This window comes from Rhizobium sullae (assembly GCF_025200715.1).
In the GTDB taxonomy this organism is placed as follows: domain Bacteria; phylum Pseudomonadota; class Alphaproteobacteria; order Rhizobiales; family Rhizobiaceae; genus Rhizobium; species Rhizobium sullae.
Window position 1 is genome coordinate 579,859 of the sequence record NZ_CP104144.1, and the last position, 16,505, is coordinate 596,363.

Here is a 16,505-nt window from a genome sequence, read left to right on the forward strand (position 1 = left end):
CTGACCAGGACGGGCCGGCAAAGATGCATGGCAGCGACAGATTGTTAGGCGGCGCGGATCAAACCGGCTGGTTCATTGCGTCCCGCAGGGTATCGTTGATGCGATCCTGCCAACCCGGACCCTCTGCCTGGAAATATGCCAGAACGTCACTATCGATCTTGATCGAAACCTGTTCTTTTGTGTTCGGGATCGCGGGGCGCTCGACCGCTGGCGCTGCTACCTTCTTGGCCGGCTTGAAAAGCGCTTCTGCCGCGTCAAGGGGATTGACGGATCGACGAGGTGGGCGGTTCATGTTCATCTCCATTGTTCGGACGAGGGATATATCCTCCGCCGGTCTTCGTTGGTCGGGTTGCCGGTCGCACTCTCGTTCTCACCCGGTGATGTGTCTCGTTTGCCTCGAAGCAGGTGACATATCAAGCGGTTTGACCTTCGCCACTTGAAAGCGCCCCTCAAGCGCCACATTTGTCGTCCACTACCCCTATTAATGGAGCCTTGTTATTGGGGTTGAAAGGCCGCTCTCCGAAAAGATCAAGTGCGCTTTCCAATTTCGCGGCTATCGCCAATGCCGTGCTGCAATTGCAATTGTCCTATTGAATACCCATATTTTTAAAGTGTTCCCCAATTTCAACCAAAAGCTTTGGTTTCGTCTGGCGTCTTTTTCAGCCGTCCGCGAGTTGGCGACCGCCTGCCCTCCGGGTATCCCGTGACGGGCAACCCCGCAACAACTGATGATGCCTACCCATTGGGTCGGCAAAGGAAATCTATTGGACAATACACATACCGCCGCCGCGCCCGTGGTGGTGAAGCTGCGTGAGCGCGGTGAGGCCGTAGTGCGGCCCGACAAGAGCTGGAAGCCGTACCCCTGCCTCCTCACACGTCGTGAGCTGCAGGAATTGATCGCCAATCAGCTCGGCTGAGCGGCAACGCCTCCAATAAAAGAACAAGGAGAACAGAATGCAGGTACTCGTCAGAGACAACAATGTCGACCAGGCCCTAAGGGTTCTGAGGAAGAAAATGCAGCGCGAAGGTCTGTTTCGGGAAATGAAGGAGCGGCGCGCCTATGAGAAGCCATCCGAACGCCGCGTTCGTGAAAAGGCGCAGGCCATCAGCCGCCATCGAAAGGCCGCTCGCAAGCAGCTTCAGCGTGAAGGATTGATCGCGGGGCCAAAGCGCGCGGCCCCCGCTCGATAGCCCCGAATGCCGCCGGTACGCCGCGCGTGGCCGATCGGATTCCTACGAAAAGGATGGACGAATGGAAGAGCTAGACAGCATAACGATTTCCGAAGAGCGCCTCGAGGATTGCCGTGACGTCATAGAGCCGGAGTTGCAGGATCTGATTCAGAGCGCGCTTAAATCAGGCTTCTCGCGTGAAGAGATCCTGATCGCCGTTAGCGAACTGGTCGCCGAAGACTTCGCGACCGTGATGAAAACTCCCAGCGTCCATTGAGGCTATCGGAGGGGTCAATTCCTCGCCTCGCTTGAAAGGCGACGACCGGCCGAGCTTTTCGATCCCTTCCGTCTACCACTCTCTGTAAGGGGATGACATTACAGGCACCGGTCAAGATTCAGCCAGTCTGGGAGGGTTGCTTTAACCCATGTAACCTCCTGCGCTTTCGCGGCGCACTGTCGGAGCCGGCAAAGGATGACCCTGAGAACCTTGCCGGGCACCTTCTTTCCGGACAGCCTGGTGGCACGGAACAGCTCGACCTCGAAAAACAGGATCTGCAGAACACGGGCAAGCTCTCGGCGCTTCTTGTCGGCAGATTGGTCGAGATGGTCTGTCGGGGTCACTGCCGCGTCAAAGCCTTCGGTGGGAATCGTATCCATCGTAGCGGCTCGTCGGTTGTTGCGCATATAAACTCATTACGCGCACATTTCTGGACTGCAACCAGTTTTAGCTGGACAGAAAGAGCGCCAAACGAAGGGAGGTCGAGCCAGCGGGCTGTTCTAAAATTGGAGTTCCGCTGGCGGATTCGTGTCCCCGAGCTAATGCAAAAGGCTGAATTGCAATCAGGTGCGATCGGTCGCCTCATTGAGATGGGGAATCTTGAACTTCATCGCCAAGGCGGGTCTGCTTACGGTCCGCTTCCGCGGCTTTGTGGCGGTTTCAGACATGCGCCTGATTGTTGTGAATGACGTTTCCGTTGTCCGGGGTGGTGCCACGAAAGTAGCGATCCAGTGTCTGCAGGCCTGTGTCCGGGCCGTCGTCGATTGCACGTTCTTCGTTGGCGATGACGGGGCCGGCCTGAAGGAGTACGGACTGCACATCCCCACTGTCGCGCTTGGCGAGAAGCCGCTTCGAGATGGGCCAGACATCACCAATATCTTCGACCGTCACTTTAACAAGAGGGCCTATGAGGCGCTGTCGAAGCTGCTGTGGGAATCGTCTGAGGAAACGGTCGTCCATGTGCACGGCTGGAATCAGATCCTCTCGCCATCCATCTTCCATGCGTTGGCACAGAGCCGGGCGCGGGTGATCATCACGGCCCACGACTTTTTTCTGAACTGCCCGAATGGCGGCCGGCTCAACTACAAGAGCGGCGAAATCTGCCCCGTAAAACCGATGTCATTCGAGTGCCTGGCAACCAACTGCGATAAGCGCAACTATCTGCACAAGCTCTGGCGCTTCCGGCGTATGCTCGGGCAGATCGGCGTGGGCAACGCCTTCTGGGAGCGCATCGAGGTGATCCTCGTGCATGAGAAAATGGAGGCCTATCTGACCCCGGGGCCAATCGGGAACTTCCAGACCTTGCGCACACCCACCGAGCCTCTTACGTGGCGGCCAACCGAACCTTGGCGGCGCGAGCGCATCATGTTCCTCGGCCGCATGACCTGGGAAAAGGGCGTGCGTACGCTGGGCGAAGCGCTACGCATGACCGGCGAGCCGGCAACCCTGATCGGCCGCGGGCCGCTTCTCGAAGAAATGCAGGTGATGCTTCCCCATTGCTGGGTACCCGGCTGGCTCGATGATGCAACCGTCTCCGAGCTTGCCGACCAGGCACGAATATTCGTGATGCCGTCTCGGATGCCCGAGCCTTACGGGCTGGTGGCCGCCGAGGCGATCATGAGCGGAATCCCGGTAATCATAAGCAGCAATGCCCTCATTGCTGAGGAGATTGAGGAAAACGGCGCAGGGCTCGTGTTCAAAAGCGGCGATGCCGCCTCACTGGCGGAAGCGCTATTGAAGGTCAAAAACGACGGGCTTGTGCAAAAGCTTGCCGAAGGCGCCCGCGCCTTCGCCGACAAGATTGCGCCCAGCCGCCCAGAATGGGAACGCCGGATGATCGCGATCTATGCAGGGAAGACTGCATTTCTCGCTGCTTAGGAGGGATCATGACCCGTGCACTCGTGACTGACGGATGCGGCTTTGTCGGCCGGCCACTCCGCGACCGGCTTTTGGCCGAGGGCTTCGATGTGGTCTGCGTCGATTTGATGAAACCGGGAACAGGTGCAAGGCCACCTGTTTCAAGCCAGCGCTTGCATCGGCAGTTCACCTTGAATCAGCAGGACTGTCGGGCTTTCTTTGAAAGCTCCATAGTGCACTTCACCTATATGTTTCACCTCACGGCGCGCTTCGGCGGGCGCATGACGCTCGAGAACCAGAGGCCGCTTGTTGCCGAAGATCTGGCCGTCGACGCAGCGCTCTGGCGATGGGCAGGCGAACGCAGCCCCGGAATCGTCGTCTATTTCAGCTCCAGCGCGGCCCATCGCGTGTCACTTCAAACTGAGGCGACGCAGACGAGGTTCTCCGAAGACGTGATTTCTTTCGAGCGCCCGATCGGCGTGCCCGACCTCGGTTACGGCTGGACCAAGCTCACCGGCGAATATCTGATGAAGGTCTACGTCGAGCGCTATGGCGGCCGGGCCGTTGCTACCGGCCGTTCAGCGGTACGGCGAGGACCAGGACCTGGCTTATCCCTTCCCGGCCATCTGCAGCAGACTTCTCAAGGAGCGCGGCGCGCCGGAAGTCTCCGTCTGGGGGTAGCGGACACCAATGCCGCGACTTCATTAACATTTCCGATTGCGTCGATTTCATCGCGGAAACGATCGACGCATTGCGCATCTTCGCGAGCCCCAACCTCTCGATGGGCAAGGCAACCGCTTTCATTGCGCTTGCCGAGCTTGTCAGATGCGGGCTCGGCTGGACACCGCAGGTGCGAGGAACGGAAAGCCGTCCCGAGGGGGGTATCCTTCCGCTGCGGCGACGTCACACTTCAAAAGGCGTTCAGGCTCACGCCGAAGATCAGCCTGCAGGACGGCGTGCGGCGTTCGCTGGAGCATCATTACCGGAGGTGCGATATCGATTACTACCAGTACCATCTATTTCAAGGTCGCGGCCATGGCGATAACCGGCTTCGGCGAAATCGTTCTTCCGGGCACGGTGGGTAAGCTGATGTCGGTCGTGACGGGATGATCGCAGGCATTTCTCTTTTCGTGCGGCTTGCCTAGATCGTCGTCCGTCCCGACAAAAATCACTTTTCCGCGTATGCAAGCGGGCTGCAGCGCCACGAGACCGACGTCATCGACTGCAGCTGGTTGCCCGCTTTCAACATGGAGTTCTTCTGCATGCTCAGCCGGCTAACCAGTCTCTTCGCCGCTGCTCCGCTTGTTGCGTTGCAAGCCCTCAGCAATCCCGCCGTCGCTCAAGAGCGGTGGTTGGCTGGTTTTTATCCGGGCTGGGAATATGAATTTTATCCACCAGAACTCATTGATTTTTCGTCCCTCACTCACGTGGTGATGTTCTCAGTGGTTCCGGAAAATGACGGATCGCTTGATACAAGTTTCTTCATGGACTCGATGACTGGTCCTCGGATCGCGCAGGAGGTTGCTATGCGGGCGCGCGCAGCGGGTCGAAAGGCGCTCCTCGCAGTTGGCGGGGGCGGACTGGTCGACCGAATGCGCCAAGCCTCAAACGACGCCAACAGGCAACGCTTCGTGGCCAATCTCGTGGATTTGGTGAGGCGGTGGAATTACGACGGTCTCGACATCGATTGGGAACCTATAGAGCCTACGGACCAGGCAAATCTGGCGGCCTTGGCCAAGGCGCTTCGCGACCAGATGCCCGACAAATTATTAACGATCGACCTGAGCTGGAAGAATTCGAATTCTTCCATTGAAAATCAGGAAGCTCGATTCTTGATGCAAATCGAGCCAATCTTCGATCGGCTGAACGTGATGACGTACGATATGGCTGATAACTGGGAGGATTGGCTGTCGTGGCACAATTCTCCGCTTTACGGTGACTCCAACAGCACTCCTGCTTCGGTCGCCAGCAGCATCAAGGCTTATATTGGAGTGGGCATCCCCGCCGGGAAGCTTGGTCTTGGCGTGGCATTCTACGGGAGCTGCTGGAACGCGCCGGTTTCGGCTCCGCGGCAGGCTGCTGGAACCGCCCAAGTGATCGCCGGCGATCAAGACATGAGCTATAGGAATATCATGACGTACTATTACGACCCTAGCTACGCCGAGTACGACACAACCGCTCAGGCGCCGTATCTGTCTCCATCGAAGGAGATCGGCCCGTTCGGATGTACGTTCGTTTCATACGAGGACGAGCGTTCTATCGCGGCCAAGGGGGAATTCGCCCGGCAGAATGGCCTGGGTGGGGCAATCATCTGGTCTCTGGGTGAGGGATACATGCCGACGGCGACAAACCCGAGCGGCCTTCTGCAGGCCGCTCGTAAGGCGATTCTCGATTGAGCTGAAGGACAATCGCGGTGCTGGCGGTTCCCCACTTGCGAGGAGTGAGACCGGTTGAGAAGACCGGGCGAAGCGCTCGGGGGTGCTTCGATCGCCTCAACAGGTTCTCAACCATTTCGGCAGGACGCGCCAGCGCGGCGGCAGCGCTTGCAGAGTGCTGGCGACAAGCCCGGGAAAGAACACGGCGACGATCCCGATGTACAGTGCAAGCGATGTCGCGAACGAGGTCACGCTGAACCAGTCGGAGACGAGCGCGCGCCGAAACAGAAAGAGCACTGCAAGCGACACCTCCACCATGGCCACAAGGGCGATCGCCTCGCGGATCAGCTGTGCGTCGACGCGAGCGGATCGGGCAAGAGAGCGCGACCAAAGCATGCCGGCCCCCAGGCATATAGAGAGCACGAAGCCGAAGGATGCCAGCGCGACATCCCACAATGCCCCGATTGCAACCAAGGCTATGCCCGCCAGCAACTGGACCGCAGAACACTGGAGCAGCGTTCGGGCTTGCTGGGTGGCGATCATGAAGGAAGGCACGGAAGCTACGAGGGCCAGGACGGGCAAGGCCAGCGCGAAAATCATCATGATGTCGGCCACCTGGATCCAAGCAGACCCCAACGCAATCCCGACGATCTGGGCTGAGAAAATGGAAAATCCGAACGCCGGGACGCAGAACAGCACGAGGCTTCCAAGCGAGATATTCAGTATAAAGCTCTCGAGCTTTTGGGGGTCGCCGGACATTCGGGCGAATATCGGAAGGAGGCCTGCCGAAATCGGATAGAACAGCACGCTCGTCACCAGATCGAGGAGCGCCTTCGCCGAGCGGAACATGCCCGCAGCAGCCGGTCCTGCAAGGAGCCCTAGCGTGACTTCCGGCAGGCGTTGGCCTGCCGCATCGAGCACGAGCCGACCCATCAGCTTGGCGACGCTTGAGGAAGCGCTCTGCCAGTCCGACTTGGAAAAGCGGGATCTCGGAAAGGCCGGCAGGGCGGCCAAGCACACGAGGGACCCCGTCGCCGCCGCGAGAATGGTCTGCGCAATGATGCTCCAGGCTCCGCCGCCGAAATAGGCAAGGGCGATCGACAGCGCACCTCCCGTGAGGATCGCCAAGGGACGCCGGATCGCCAGCACCGAAAAGGCGAATTTTCTAGCAAGCAGCCCTTCTGAGACCAGTCCGATCCCGGTCAGTGCTGGAGCGAGCGCCGAAGCCCGCATCAGATCGTCGATCAAGGGATCGCCGACGGCGGATGATAGGATCGGTGCGGCTGCGACGATGAGCATCGCCATCAGCAGGCTGCTACCGATCGCGCAGACAAAACACGCGCTCAGATAACCCGGCCCAGCATCCTCCCGCTGTATGACGGTCTGCGTGACCCCCTGCAATGCATGGTTCGCAATCAGCGCTGGAGCAACGGCCATGGCTGCCATGCCCAAGTCGGTCGGGCCGAGCAGTCTCGCAGTAATCAAGAAGACGCTGGCTTGAGTGGCCCGCTCAGCGCAGATTTGCACCAAAGACCACGCAGCACCCCGTATTGCGGTGGCGCGCATCTTATTGCTTGCAAGTTCTTGCGTGGCCGTTGATGCCTGCAGGTTTTGGATTTCGACGCCGGACTCGTTTCGGTTTTCGGGGCTCATTGGTAACCCGTTACCGCCGGGGCGCCGCTGAGGGTCCGGTCCGAAAGCGAGCCTGTCGTGTGGCGTGAGACCTTGATCACGTCTCCCGGTCTGACCGGGCTCGTTTCGGCCGTTACCTCCTCGACCAACTGTCCATCTCGCTCCCTGAGGATCGAATATGTAATCTCGATCTCTTCGTCGTGACCTGCAGCAGGCGCTCCGTCTATCTGCAATTGCTGGATCAAGTCCTCGGCGGTGCCAAGCTTGCCTGTCACGCTCTCGAGTTCGCCGTCCACGCCGTTGAGCTCGACAAGTAACTCACTGCCGTCCGCGTCCTGCAGTCGCCTTATTGAGGCCTCAGTGCTCGCGACGCGCTCGCTAACCTTGAGCATTTCGGTCTGCACCTCTTTGCGCTTGCTGTCGACGGCCAAGGCGGTCCGCTCAAGCGCATATACACGTGCCGAAGGAACCAAGCCCTGGGATTCGAGCTTCCGCACCTGGACAAGTTCGCGGTCTACGCTGCTGCTCTGCGCGTTCTGGGTCTCGATCTGGTTCTGCAAAGTACTCATCTGCCCGCGGAGCAGTGAAAGCTGTTCGTTATAGTTACCTAACTCGCGAGCGCGTGTCTTGCGCCGCTGATCAAAAACGAGCTGCTCTCGCGTAATCACATCTTGGACATTCGGCTCGCTTGCGCGCAGTCTCAGTCTCGCGGGAAATTCGATTTTATCTTTGCCTCCGACTGTCGCTTCCAGCCGGGCACGTCGAGCCTCAAGCCTGTTCCTTTGCGCCCTCAAGACGTTCAGTTCGCCATTGGCCTGAACCATATCGCGTTCGAAACGGGTTTCTCCTAACGCCGGGGCCCTTGCCATGCCACCTGCCACACTGAGCGCATGGATCACTCTCATGCCTGGCCTGAAGGGGTACTCTCCCGGTTTCTCGACCGCACCGATGATGTAGAATGGACGATGTTGCACTATTTCGACGGCAGTGACGGGAGGATTGACCAGCCGCACCTTCGCTTGAAACTGCGATGCGATCGAGGTCGCGAATTTGGAAGCGCTCATCCCGGCCGCCTTGATGTTGCCAAGCAGCGGTATTGCAACGTCGCCTGCCGCATCCACCGTGAATTCGCCATTCAACCGAGGTCGGATCTCGCCGCTCGCCGAAGAGATTTCCGTCACGCTGATCCTGAGTTTATCCTGGGAGCCTAGCATATATTCATCCGATGCATTGCCGGCTGTTGCTCCCGCCGAGAACAGGAGCACCAGCGCCAGTGCGCCATTTTGCGCCGCGCCTGGCACGTTAAGACGAGCCATGATCACACTCCCTCCACCGCTTCTGCCGGACCGCCTGCCCGCGCTAGCTCTTGGAAAATGCTGAGCTTGCCAGCGTTTGAACCAGAGCCCAGCCCACGTCGTGCGCACAAATACACTCTTTTCCATCATTCCATCAGCGTCATCTTCCGCCGGGCAACCTTGTTCAGCACGACTCCGAGTACCTTCAGCCGCTGCGGCTCGAGCATCTTCAATGCTAGGCCGAGAGCAGACTTGTCAGTCTTGTTCCACTCCGCCAATATCACGAGATGATCCAACAAGCTGACCATCGCCAGGGCATCTCCGCATCTGGCCAATGCCGGCATGTCCACGCAAATCCAGTCGAAATCCTTACGATGAGTTGCGATTATGCGGCCGACCCAATCCGGTCGGTTCATGAGCTTCTCGTCCACAGCTGGCCCGAGCAGAGGAGCGAACTTCAGGGCAATGCCGGGAAGGCACCGGACTTCGGAGCTCTCGGCGTCAGCGTCCGACCCGTCTGACGACAAGTACGTCAGTGGGGCAAGCGTCTGGGTAAGCTGCCGGGTCTGAAAATCGGCATCGATGAGCAGGACCTTGTCGCCCGCGCGAGCGAGAAGCTGAGCGAAATTGGCGATCAGCGTCGAACGACCTTCGGATCCACACGCAGAGACAACGCCGACGACGATGGCCCGGTGGCCGCTGGCTGCGACCACCAACTGGGACCTGAGTAGGCGAAGCGCCTCGCAAAACAGGGAGGTCGGGAAGTCCGCCGCATAAGACAGTGCGGAAGACGATAAGGGCTTCCTGTAGGACCTTCGCAACCATCGAGGCAAGAGCCGCGAGAACGGATTGGGCCTCAACGCGCGCACCGATGGAACGAGTCCCAAGCATCGGATGGAAAGTTCGTCCTCGAGATCGCTCCTTTCCCCGACCGTACGCTTCATCACGACACGGGCGGCGGCGGTGCAGATTCCGAACCCCAATCCGGCAAAGAGGCCGAGCACCAGCAGCACCGGCGTCCTAACGCCGGTGCGCTCCACAAGCGGACTTGCCGGCGTCAAGATCCGGGCCAGGGGCGCGCTCTCCCGCTCGGTAGCCTCCATCCTGAATTTCCACTGATGATCCGCATAGGTTCTCGCAATGGCATTCGCGACGAGCGCTGACTTCTCAGAGCTGCTTGCTGTGACTTCGATTTCGGCGACGTACGATCGCGCGGCCCGGCTGGCCCGCATCGCTGACCAAAGTTGTCTGGCGGCGATCTGCCGAAGTTCGTCATCAGGTCTCGCCTCCGCGCTTAACGTCGCGTCCTGCGTCGGCATCCGTGCCTCGAAGATCATTCGTTCAAGGCTCGACCGCCAAGCAGCCAACTTGGAGGAGAGGCCGGATTTGACGGAAACGAATTCGGGATCTTTATGAAGTGCGAGCTCATCAACCACCTCAAGGAGCACGTCATTCGACTCGATAATCTTGATCTGTGTATCGATATAGGCGGAGTCCGCAGAGTCGCTGGGGACCTGCCCGTCAGACACCGGTAAGCGGTAATCGAGAATAATGACCGCCCGCGCCCGATACGTCGGCTCGGCACGCATGGCGTAGGTTCCCGTCAGTGACATACCTATGACGGCCCAAAGTGCGAGCCAAAGCCAGTTGGCCGATAAGAACGACAGAATAGGACCAAGGAGGAGCGGGCGCGGACCATCATCTGAGGTCAATGCCGAGACCTTCGACCAACGTGCTGCTTGGTGATGTTCATAACGCATAAACTTACCCATGATACAGATGAGGACGGCCGTTACTTCTTTCGTTCGCTATTTCCTCTGAAACTATCGTGCTCAAGATCTTTGCCCCATTGTCGATCGTATAGGGGGCGATGCTGGCTTCGCCCTTTTCGCGGAGGAATGCTATTTCGGCCTGGGGCAGGGAAAGAAGCGTTCTCAGGCAGTCTTCTATGTCGCGAACTCGGGGCTCGAAGACGAGACGCGGATCGATCGATCGGGCTAATTCTGCGCTGCCGCACGCTGTGCTGACCGCACATAGGCATCCGCGTTGCAGGGCCTCGTTGACGACCAGTCCCCACGGGTCTGCCAATGACGGAAGGACCATCACGTCGATCGAGCGATAGAATTCCTCCCGCAGCTCGCCGTCAACGTATCCCCACCATCGAATTCGTTCTGCCGCTCCGACGGACATCGGAACCATTCCGGCCATGTGAAGCGACACGTCGGCTTCTCCCAGTGCCGCGAATGCCTCGATGAGGGCCGTCACGTTCTTTCGATTCGAGCCCGCTCCGATATAGCCGAACGATCTGATCGGGCCGCTCCGCCGAACCAAGGGGCCGCTGGCGTCGGGCACAACACAGATCATTCGCTTGGTGGGGATCTCGGTCGGCAAGCTGCGCAGGTATGCCTTGGTCATGTCGGAAAAAACGATCGCTGTGTCGCAAATTGCACACAATATCTTTGAACAAATTCGCTGATAGAGTTGTTTGACGCGTGGCTTGAAATGATCTGGAATGTGCTTTTCCCAAAGCAATAAACGCTTTCCTTCCAATTTTAGAACGAAGGCCCAAAAGAGCATGCAGAGGTTCGTTGGATTGTTGTCCAATAGGACGACGGTCTGCGGTTCCGGTCGAAGCCAGAAGAACACAAGTGGACCGACGGCAAAACTGGGACACCTGACGACTGTGTACGTGGTCTTATGACAGGCGCCGCCCCATCTTCGCCCCTCGTCCTCCGGGCTCTGCAGATAAAAAACTATCAGGTCCGTGCCTGAACGCGCCATTTGCTCAAAGATGGCGTGCTGGTGTGGCGAATAGTAGTTCTGCACAAAGGCAATCGTCCCACTTGCCTTATCCGGCTGTTTGCTTGCTGCCCTCTTGAAGAGGACGTTCTGAGCGTCCGTCATGGTACACCTCTGCTAATGATGGGTTGCCCGCCTAGCGAGGTCACTCGCCAGGATGGCGATGAAACGGGAATTGGTTGTAAGATTGCGCTTCCACAGCTTCCGCGGTTCCAAGCAAAGCCGCCAGGCCCATTCGAGCCCGGCATTCTGTAAGAGGACCGGGGCCCGGGGCAGAAACCCGGCGGCGACATCGAACGCTCCGCCCACGCCCAAGACAGCCGGGATCTGCAAGGCGGAGCGCTGTTGCTCACACCAGATCTCCTTAAACGGCGCGGGCATTGCCACCAAGAGCAGATCTGCGCCGCTGTTGTTGATCTCTGTTGTGATGTCAGCGTACTCGTTCTTCGAGAAGAAGCCGTTTCGCGCGCCGGCAATTCGTATGCCTGGATATCTCGACGCGACGACTTCCATGAACCGTTGCAGTCGCTGCTGGGTCGTCCCGAGCAAATACACGCTCAACCCTTCGGTCGACCCTCTCTCTAATAGTGCTTCCATTAGATCGATTCCGGTCACTCGTTCGGGAACCGGGGTGCCGAGCAACCTACTGGCCCACACCAGGGGCATTCCATCGGTCACGACGAGATCTGCCTTCCCGACAGCCGCCGAAAGCGTCGAATCGGTCCGCATCGTCACAAGAAGAGAAACATTGGCAGTGATTATGATGTGTGTTTGCCGAACAGGTTCGGCCCGCCAATGCAAGACGAGACTTACAACATCGTCAGCAGGTATGGCGTGGAAACGGGTATTCAGAAATTCCACAACTGGAATTTTGTCAAAGCTGTTCATACAATGTGCCTCCCCCTGTTCCCGGCCTGATCGAGGCTGGCTGCATAGAGGCACCATCCCCACTCATAGGGCCGTATCTCGTGATTGATGCATAGTGCCATTGAAGGGGCTGCGCTTCCGCGGTGACGTCCGGCCAGCGCGAGCAGTTTGTTGCCCAAGGATGCGATTGGGGGCTCGCTCCGTTCGATATTCCTCCAGATTGCAGTCGCCTCCTCGTCGATGAGGCTGACACCCAGCTCGTTTTCGAGAACCCAGCGTTGGCTACGTTCGATTGCTTGCGAGTAATCCCCTCCACCCGCTGCCCGCAGGATCATCAAAGCCATCGGCGCCATTGCATGCTGATGAACCGAATAAACGGGATAGCCCTCCGCAACCCGTCCCGAGGACACGTCGTAGTGCCACCACCACTGGCCCTGGCTGCCTTGTAGCTCGGTCAGCCGCCCGGCTATCCGTTCCGCCAACCGAAGGGCTCGCTCGTCGTAGAGCACGATCGCGGCAAAGGCCAAGGCCTGGACGGCGTAAATTTGGTCGGCGAAGTTCGCAAGCTGTCGACGTAGTCGATGTCGGAGCGGGGCTGCGGCACTGGCGTGGCTGACCAAACGAGCGTTCTCGTCATAGCGTGACCACAATACCGAAACAGCCGAACGAGCCAGATCGAACATGCGGGCGTTGCGCACCCGCCCCAGTTCATGAAGCAGGCCGCTGGCAAGCCACGCGACCTCCATCGTGGTCAGCCGATCGGCCCATTCCCGCCGGTCATTCAATGACACGCCGATACGATCGAGGAGGTCTCCCAAGGCAAGGCCGTCGAGGACTGCGTTCGCCCAGATGGCAAGGCCGGTTGCACCAAGCGCTCGCTCTCGGCCGATACGGTCGAGGGCCGCAGATAACGCCTTCTGGGATGGTAGTCCAATCTGACTGGGAGCGATGCCGGCTCTGTCGAGACCTATCAGGCAGATGAGCGTGCTCGTAATATTCTCTGTCCCTCGGGTGGGCTGACCGGATTTGCGGTCCCTGATCTGCAGGTCGAAGAGGCCTGTCTCAGGATTGGCGGCCGCTCGCAAGCCGGAGGCGCAAAGCGGCAACAGACGTGCATATGCGTCAGGAACGGCGGGTGAGAATTCCGGGCCTGTTTCGAAATTTATAATAGTTGGCATCGGAGCCTCTCCATCGTCCCGTGGTGTGTCTGACGCCCATAAAGTCAGCAGATAATCGCCTGCGCTTTCGTCGTACCTGCAACCCTTTCGCGCAGCTTCTCAATCATTCGAGCGCTGGCCAAGCCATCGCCGTAGGGGCTTTTGTGAATGGTCATCGTGGGGAGGCGGCTGGTGCTCAGTGCGCCGATAGCCTCCTCCACAATCCGGGTCCGGTCGGTGCCGATCAGCTTGGCAACCCCTGCTTCGATGCCCTCTGGACGCTCGGTATGCTGCCGGGTGATCAGGACTGGCACACCCAGCGAGGGAGCCTCCTCTTGAATGCCGCCCGAGTCGGTAATGATGAGATGAGCCCTAGCCATCAGATAGACGAAGGAGACATAGTCGACGGGCGCTATCAGATGTATTCGTTCACGCAACTCCGGATGTGCGCACCCGAGAATGGCGTTGACAGGCTCCTGCACGTTTGGATTCAGATGAACTGGATACAGTATCTCGACATCCGACAATTCCCCAACTAAGTCGACGAGCGCTTCACACGTCCTGCGGATAGGGTTGCCAAAGCTTTCGCGGCGATGCCCTGTGACCAAAACTAGGCGTCTGTACGGCTTCAAAAATGAGAATCGATCGTCCAGCTGTTCTCGCAATACACTGTTCGACTTTATAAGATTGATCACCCACACCAACGCATCGATGACGCTGTTCCCGGTCACGAATACCGAATTCTCTGGATGGCCTTCCTGCAGCAAGTTGCCGCTGGCCCAAGAGGTGGGCGCGAAATGGAGGTCCGCTATGGTGCTGATGAAGCGCCGGTTGGCTTCTTCAGGATAAGGAGAATACTTGTCGGATGTGCGAAGCCCGGCTTCCACGTGCGCAATTGAGACCTTTTCGTAAAATGCGGCCAAGCTCGACGCGAACGCCGTTGTCGTATCACCTTGGACGATAACCCACTCCGGTCGCGCCTCCCGGATTACATTCGCGACCTCTACAACAATTCGTGACGTAACCTCGGCAAGGCTCTGCGCGGGTTTCATCAAGTTCAGATCGTAGTCAGGCTTGATGCCGAATACATCGAGCACCTGATCTAACATGAAGCGGTGCTGTCCGGTTACGCAGACCCGAATATCGAATGACGGATCAGCAGCTGCCGCCTTGACAAGAGGAGCAAGTTTTATTGCTTCTGGCCTTGTGCCCAAGACAGCTAATATCGTTGCTCCTGAGGAACTCATTGGCTAAAGACCGCCCATCTATAAATAGTGCAATAGAAATAATGTACGATGGCTATAATAAAACAAGAGATCATAAGGAGTATAATTCGTTGGTATTAGCTAATAAGTCTGGCCCATGACAAACAACTTGCTTGGAAAAGTGCAAGATTTGATCTGGATATGAGAGTTTTTACGATCATGAGTTGTTCGAATGGCGGAGCCTGTGAGGGATCACATGCCCCGTGCGGTCAGATCTGGGGCGCTGGGTGTCTCCAGACGACCGGGTTCACGATCAACTGCGGATCCCAACCAGCTCACGGAAAGGGCAACGGCATTGCGATGATTCCGTTAGCAGTTCCTCCTCGCGGGCGATGCGGCAGCTGAAGTCGTGGATGATACGGCCCAGATAAATTTCCGATACCTGCTGCGCAGGGCGTGCGCATTGCGCGTCTGACGTCTGATCAGCGCCACTTGCCGAGGCGCTGCACGGTTTGGTGCAGTGACGCCCGTCTTTGTCGCAAGCTTCGCTTGCTGCTTCCTGGCCGACGGTGAGCTTCGCTTCGACCGGGAACGTCACGGTTTTTGCTGGAGGGCGGTGTCCGCCCTCACTTGGCGCGTATCCTGCAGCTTCATCGCCGCGGTCTTAACCGCAATTCTGACGCCTTGCTGCATGGAAGCTTGCGTTTGCCGATGGAACTACCTGTCGGGCGAAGGAAAGAGCTCGGTTCTCATTGCGAGGTGGTAAGCCACCAGTCCGATCCATTCATGAGCAGCCAGATCGGCGAGGTACAAACCCATAGAGACGGAACGTGTCGGGCGTCCCACATCGGAGGGCCGAGCCCGATAGCCTACGGGGTATGGGATGACCGGAAAATCGGCCGCGCGAAAGCAGGCGACGGCCCTCGGCATGTGAAAGGCAGATGTGACGAGCAGCCACGACTCCCCCGGCTTGGGACTTGCAACAGCCTTGCTCTCGACCGCATTCTCGCAGGTGTTTCGCGAGCGCCCTTCAAGTTCGATCCGTTTTTCCGGAACACCGATTTCGACAAGAAGGTCGCGCGCGACTGCCGCCTCCGACTTCTCCTCGGCAGACAGTAAATTTGCCGTCCCGCCTGAAAGGAGAATTCTCGCATTGGGGTAGAGCAGGCTGAGCGCGGCCGTCTTGGTGAGCCGCTCGCCTGCATCGGTCAAGGTGATCGTCTGGCGTTCGGTCGAGATATCAGTGTCAATTTCCCCGCCGAGGACAACAATACCCGTCACATTGTCCTGGATGGCAGGTTGCGGGAACCGGTCCTCCAGTACGAGAAGTCCTGCACTTCCAACGGGGAACCACCCGACGATCAGCAAAAGTACGGTTGACACGATGAGGAGAATGCGCGCTGCTCTGAACCGACGCATAGCAAGGGCCACGATCCCTACGAATGCCATCAATCCAATCAGATTCGACAGTACTAGAAATGCTGCCAAAAGCTTCGAAAGAACGAAGAACACTTGCGGCTCCTGAGATCGCTCTGAATATACGTGGAGCAAACAATACACTGCATTTGGAAAGAAGAAGAACCATCCAACGTAGTCCTTTTTGGTCAGCTGACGGGCGGCGAGTTCGACGGCGTACACGGCGCTCGAGGATCGGCGTTGCCTCGAGATGCCCCTTCACCTGCCCGCTTGCCGTTGGCGCTGCTGGCGCCGGCGGCACAATCACGTGAGGAGGGGAGGGGGCTCGTCTGGAAGCTTATCGAGACTCTATGCAGACCTGACCGGGCGTTAAAGCTTGAGGAGCGGATCGTAATGGTGGTGTGCGAGCTCGCCGGGGTTTGGTACGAACTATGCGCGCGTGCTGGCGCTGAAGC

The 16,505-nt window shown here is 58.4% G+C and carries 16 protein-coding genes and 1 pseudogene; 7 read left to right on the forward strand and 10 right to left on the reverse strand.

Annotated features, from left to right (window positions below):
* Positions 1-58: 58 nt before the first annotated feature.
* Positions 59-292: a BrnA antitoxin family protein gene (locus N2599_RS23390; RefSeq protein ID WP_027511160.1), complete on the reverse strand. Its 234-nt coding sequence runs from the start codon at positions 290-292 to the stop codon at positions 59-61.
* 472 nt (positions 293-764) lie between these two features.
* On the opposite strand from N2599_RS23390, the gene N2599_RS23395 reads away from it, so the two are divergent.
* The 3 genes from N2599_RS23395 (at position 765) to N2599_RS23405 (ending at position 1,447) form a co-directional block, all read left to right on the forward strand.
* A complete protein-coding gene (locus tag N2599_RS23395; RefSeq protein WP_165928240.1) occupies positions 765-917 on the forward strand; it encodes a hypothetical protein in 153 nt (50 codons plus the stop codon).
* Positions 918-954: 37 nt separating this feature from the next.
* The gene (gene rpsU, locus N2599_RS23400; RefSeq protein ID WP_027511161.1) at positions 955-1,191 is read left to right on the forward strand and encodes a 30S ribosomal protein S21; all 237 of its coding nucleotides are present in this window, start codon (positions 955-957) and stop codon (positions 1,189-1,191) included.
* Between the two features lie 61 nt (positions 1,192-1,252).
* Positions 1,253-1,447, forward strand: coding sequence for a hypothetical protein (locus N2599_RS23405; RefSeq protein WP_027511162.1), 195 nt, complete (start codon positions 1,253-1,255; stop codon positions 1,445-1,447).
* Between the two features lie 98 nt (positions 1,448-1,545).
* Here the strand turns inward: N2599_RS23405 and N2599_RS23410 are convergent, their stop codons facing one another.
* Positions 1,546-1,827, reverse strand: coding sequence for a hypothetical protein (locus N2599_RS23410; RefSeq protein WP_027511163.1), 282 nt, complete (start codon positions 1,825-1,827; stop codon positions 1,546-1,548).
* 220 nt (positions 1,828-2,047) lie between these two features.
* Between N2599_RS23410 and N2599_RS23415 the strand changes: the two genes are divergently transcribed.
* The 4 genes and pseudogenes from N2599_RS23415 to N2599_RS23430 all read left to right on the forward strand — a co-directional run bounded on the left by N2599_RS23415 (position 2,048) and on the right by N2599_RS23430 (position 5,700).
* Positions 2,048-3,325, forward strand: a complete 1,278-nt coding sequence (locus tag N2599_RS23415) for a glycosyltransferase family 4 protein (protein WP_244914933.1) — start codon at positions 2,048-2,050, stop codon at positions 3,323-3,325.
* A gap of 8 nt (positions 3,326-3,333) precedes the next feature.
* Positions 3,334-4,389, forward strand: a complete 1,056-nt coding sequence (locus N2599_RS23420) for an NAD-dependent epimerase/dehydratase family protein (protein ID WP_260308587.1) — start codon at positions 3,334-3,336, stop codon at positions 4,387-4,389.
* Positions 4,319-4,530: pseudogene (locus N2599_RS23425) on the forward strand (ion transporter); the annotation flags it as partial. The gene N2599_RS23420 and the pseudogene N2599_RS23425, both read left to right, overlap by 71 nt.
* A gap of 36 nt (positions 4,531-4,566) precedes the next feature.
* Complete coding sequence (locus N2599_RS23430) at positions 4,567-5,700, forward strand: glycoside hydrolase family 18 protein (RefSeq protein ID WP_051336635.1); 1,134 nt, start codon at positions 4,567-4,569, stop codon at positions 5,698-5,700.
* A gap of 96 nt (positions 5,701-5,796) precedes the next feature.
* Here the strand turns inward: N2599_RS23430 and N2599_RS23435 are convergent, their stop codons facing one another.
* The 8 genes from N2599_RS23435 to N2599_RS23470 form a co-directional block, all read right to left on the reverse strand.
* Complete coding sequence (locus N2599_RS23435) at positions 5,797-7,332, reverse strand: oligosaccharide flippase family protein (RefSeq protein ID WP_027511168.1); 1,536 nt, start codon at positions 7,330-7,332, stop codon at positions 5,797-5,799.
* The gene (locus N2599_RS23440; RefSeq protein WP_167333914.1) at positions 7,329-8,627 is read right to left on the reverse strand and encodes a polysaccharide biosynthesis/export family protein; all 1,299 of its coding nucleotides are present in this window, start codon (positions 8,625-8,627) and stop codon (positions 7,329-7,331) included. The genes N2599_RS23435 and N2599_RS23440 overlap by 4 nt, the downstream gene beginning before the upstream one ends.
* Before the next feature lie 125 nt (positions 8,628-8,752).
* The gene (locus N2599_RS23445) at positions 8,753-10,378 is read right to left on the reverse strand and encodes a tyrosine-protein kinase domain-containing protein (protein ID WP_027511170.1); all 1,626 of its coding nucleotides are present in this window, start codon (positions 10,376-10,378) and stop codon (positions 8,753-8,755) included.
* Positions 10,371-11,510 (reverse strand): glycosyltransferase family 4 protein, encoded by a 1,140-nt coding sequence (locus N2599_RS23450; protein ID WP_027511171.1) that lies wholly within the window; start codon positions 11,508-11,510, stop codon positions 10,371-10,373. Before N2599_RS23450 ends, N2599_RS23445 begins: the two co-directional genes overlap by 8 nt.
* Positions 11,511-11,522: 12 nt before the next feature.
* Entirely contained in the window at positions 11,523-12,293 is a 771-nt protein-coding gene (locus tag N2599_RS23455) for a WecB/TagA/CpsF family glycosyltransferase (RefSeq protein ID WP_051336636.1), read from the reverse strand.
* Positions 12,290-13,450, reverse strand: a complete 1,161-nt coding sequence (locus N2599_RS23460) for a hypothetical protein (RefSeq protein ID WP_051336637.1) — start codon at positions 13,448-13,450, stop codon at positions 12,290-12,292. The genes N2599_RS23455 and N2599_RS23460 overlap by 4 nt, the downstream gene beginning before the upstream one ends.
* A 44-nt stretch (positions 13,451-13,494) precedes the next feature.
* A complete protein-coding gene (gene wecB, locus N2599_RS23465; protein ID WP_037142418.1) occupies positions 13,495-14,676 on the reverse strand; it encodes a non-hydrolyzing UDP-N-acetylglucosamine 2-epimerase in 1,182 nt (393 codons plus the stop codon).
* 675 nt (positions 14,677-15,351) lie between these two features.
* Positions 15,352-16,272, reverse strand: a complete 921-nt coding sequence (locus N2599_RS23470; protein ID WP_051336638.1) for a YdcF family protein — start codon at positions 16,270-16,272, stop codon at positions 15,352-15,354.
* Positions 16,273-16,505: the final 233 nt, after the last annotated feature.

Excerpts from the sequence above, each read along its gene's own strand:
- N2599_RS23390 (WP_027511160.1), bottom strand. The coding sequence starts at position 292 with ATGAACCGCCCACCTCGTCGATCCGTCAATCCCCTTGACGCGGCAGAA.
- rpsU (WP_027511161.1), top strand. The coding sequence starts at position 955 with ATGCAGGTACTCGTCAGAGACAACAATGTCGACCAGGCCCTAAGGGTT.
- N2599_RS23405 (WP_027511162.1), top strand. The coding sequence starts at position 1,253 with ATGGAAGAGCTAGACAGCATAACGATTTCCGAAGAGCGCCTCGAGGAT.
- N2599_RS23410 (WP_027511163.1), bottom strand. The coding sequence starts at position 1,827 with ATGGATACGATTCCCACCGAAGGCTTTGACGCGGCAGTGACCCCGACA.
- N2599_RS23420 (WP_260308587.1), top strand. The coding sequence starts at position 3,334 with ATGACCCGTGCACTCGTGACTGACGGATGCGGCTTTGTCGGCCGGCCA.
- N2599_RS23430 (WP_051336635.1), top strand. The coding sequence starts at position 4,567 with ATGCTCAGCCGGCTAACCAGTCTCTTCGCCGCTGCTCCGCTTGTTGCG.
- N2599_RS23435 (WP_027511168.1), bottom strand. The coding sequence starts at position 7,332 with ATGAGCCCCGAAAACCGAAACGAGTCCGGCGTCGAAATCCAAAACCTG.
- N2599_RS23440 (WP_167333914.1), bottom strand. The coding sequence starts at position 8,627 with ATGGCTCGTCTTAACGTGCCAGGCGCGGCGCAAAATGGCGCACTGGCG.
- N2599_RS23445 (WP_027511170.1), bottom strand. The coding sequence starts at position 10,378 with ATGGGTAAGTTTATGCGTTATGAACATCACCAAGCAGCACGTTGGTCG.
- N2599_RS23450 (WP_027511171.1), bottom strand. The coding sequence starts at position 11,510 with ATGACGGACGCTCAGAACGTCCTCTTCAAGAGGGCAGCAAGCAAACAG.
- N2599_RS23455 (WP_051336636.1), bottom strand. The coding sequence starts at position 12,293 with ATGAACAGCTTTGACAAAATTCCAGTTGTGGAATTTCTGAATACCCGT.
- N2599_RS23460 (WP_051336637.1), bottom strand. The coding sequence starts at position 13,450 with ATGCCAACTATTATAAATTTCGAAACAGGCCCGGAATTCTCACCCGCC.
- wecB (WP_037142418.1), bottom strand. The coding sequence starts at position 14,676 with ATGAGTTCCTCAGGAGCAACGATATTAGCTGTCTTGGGCACAAGGCCA.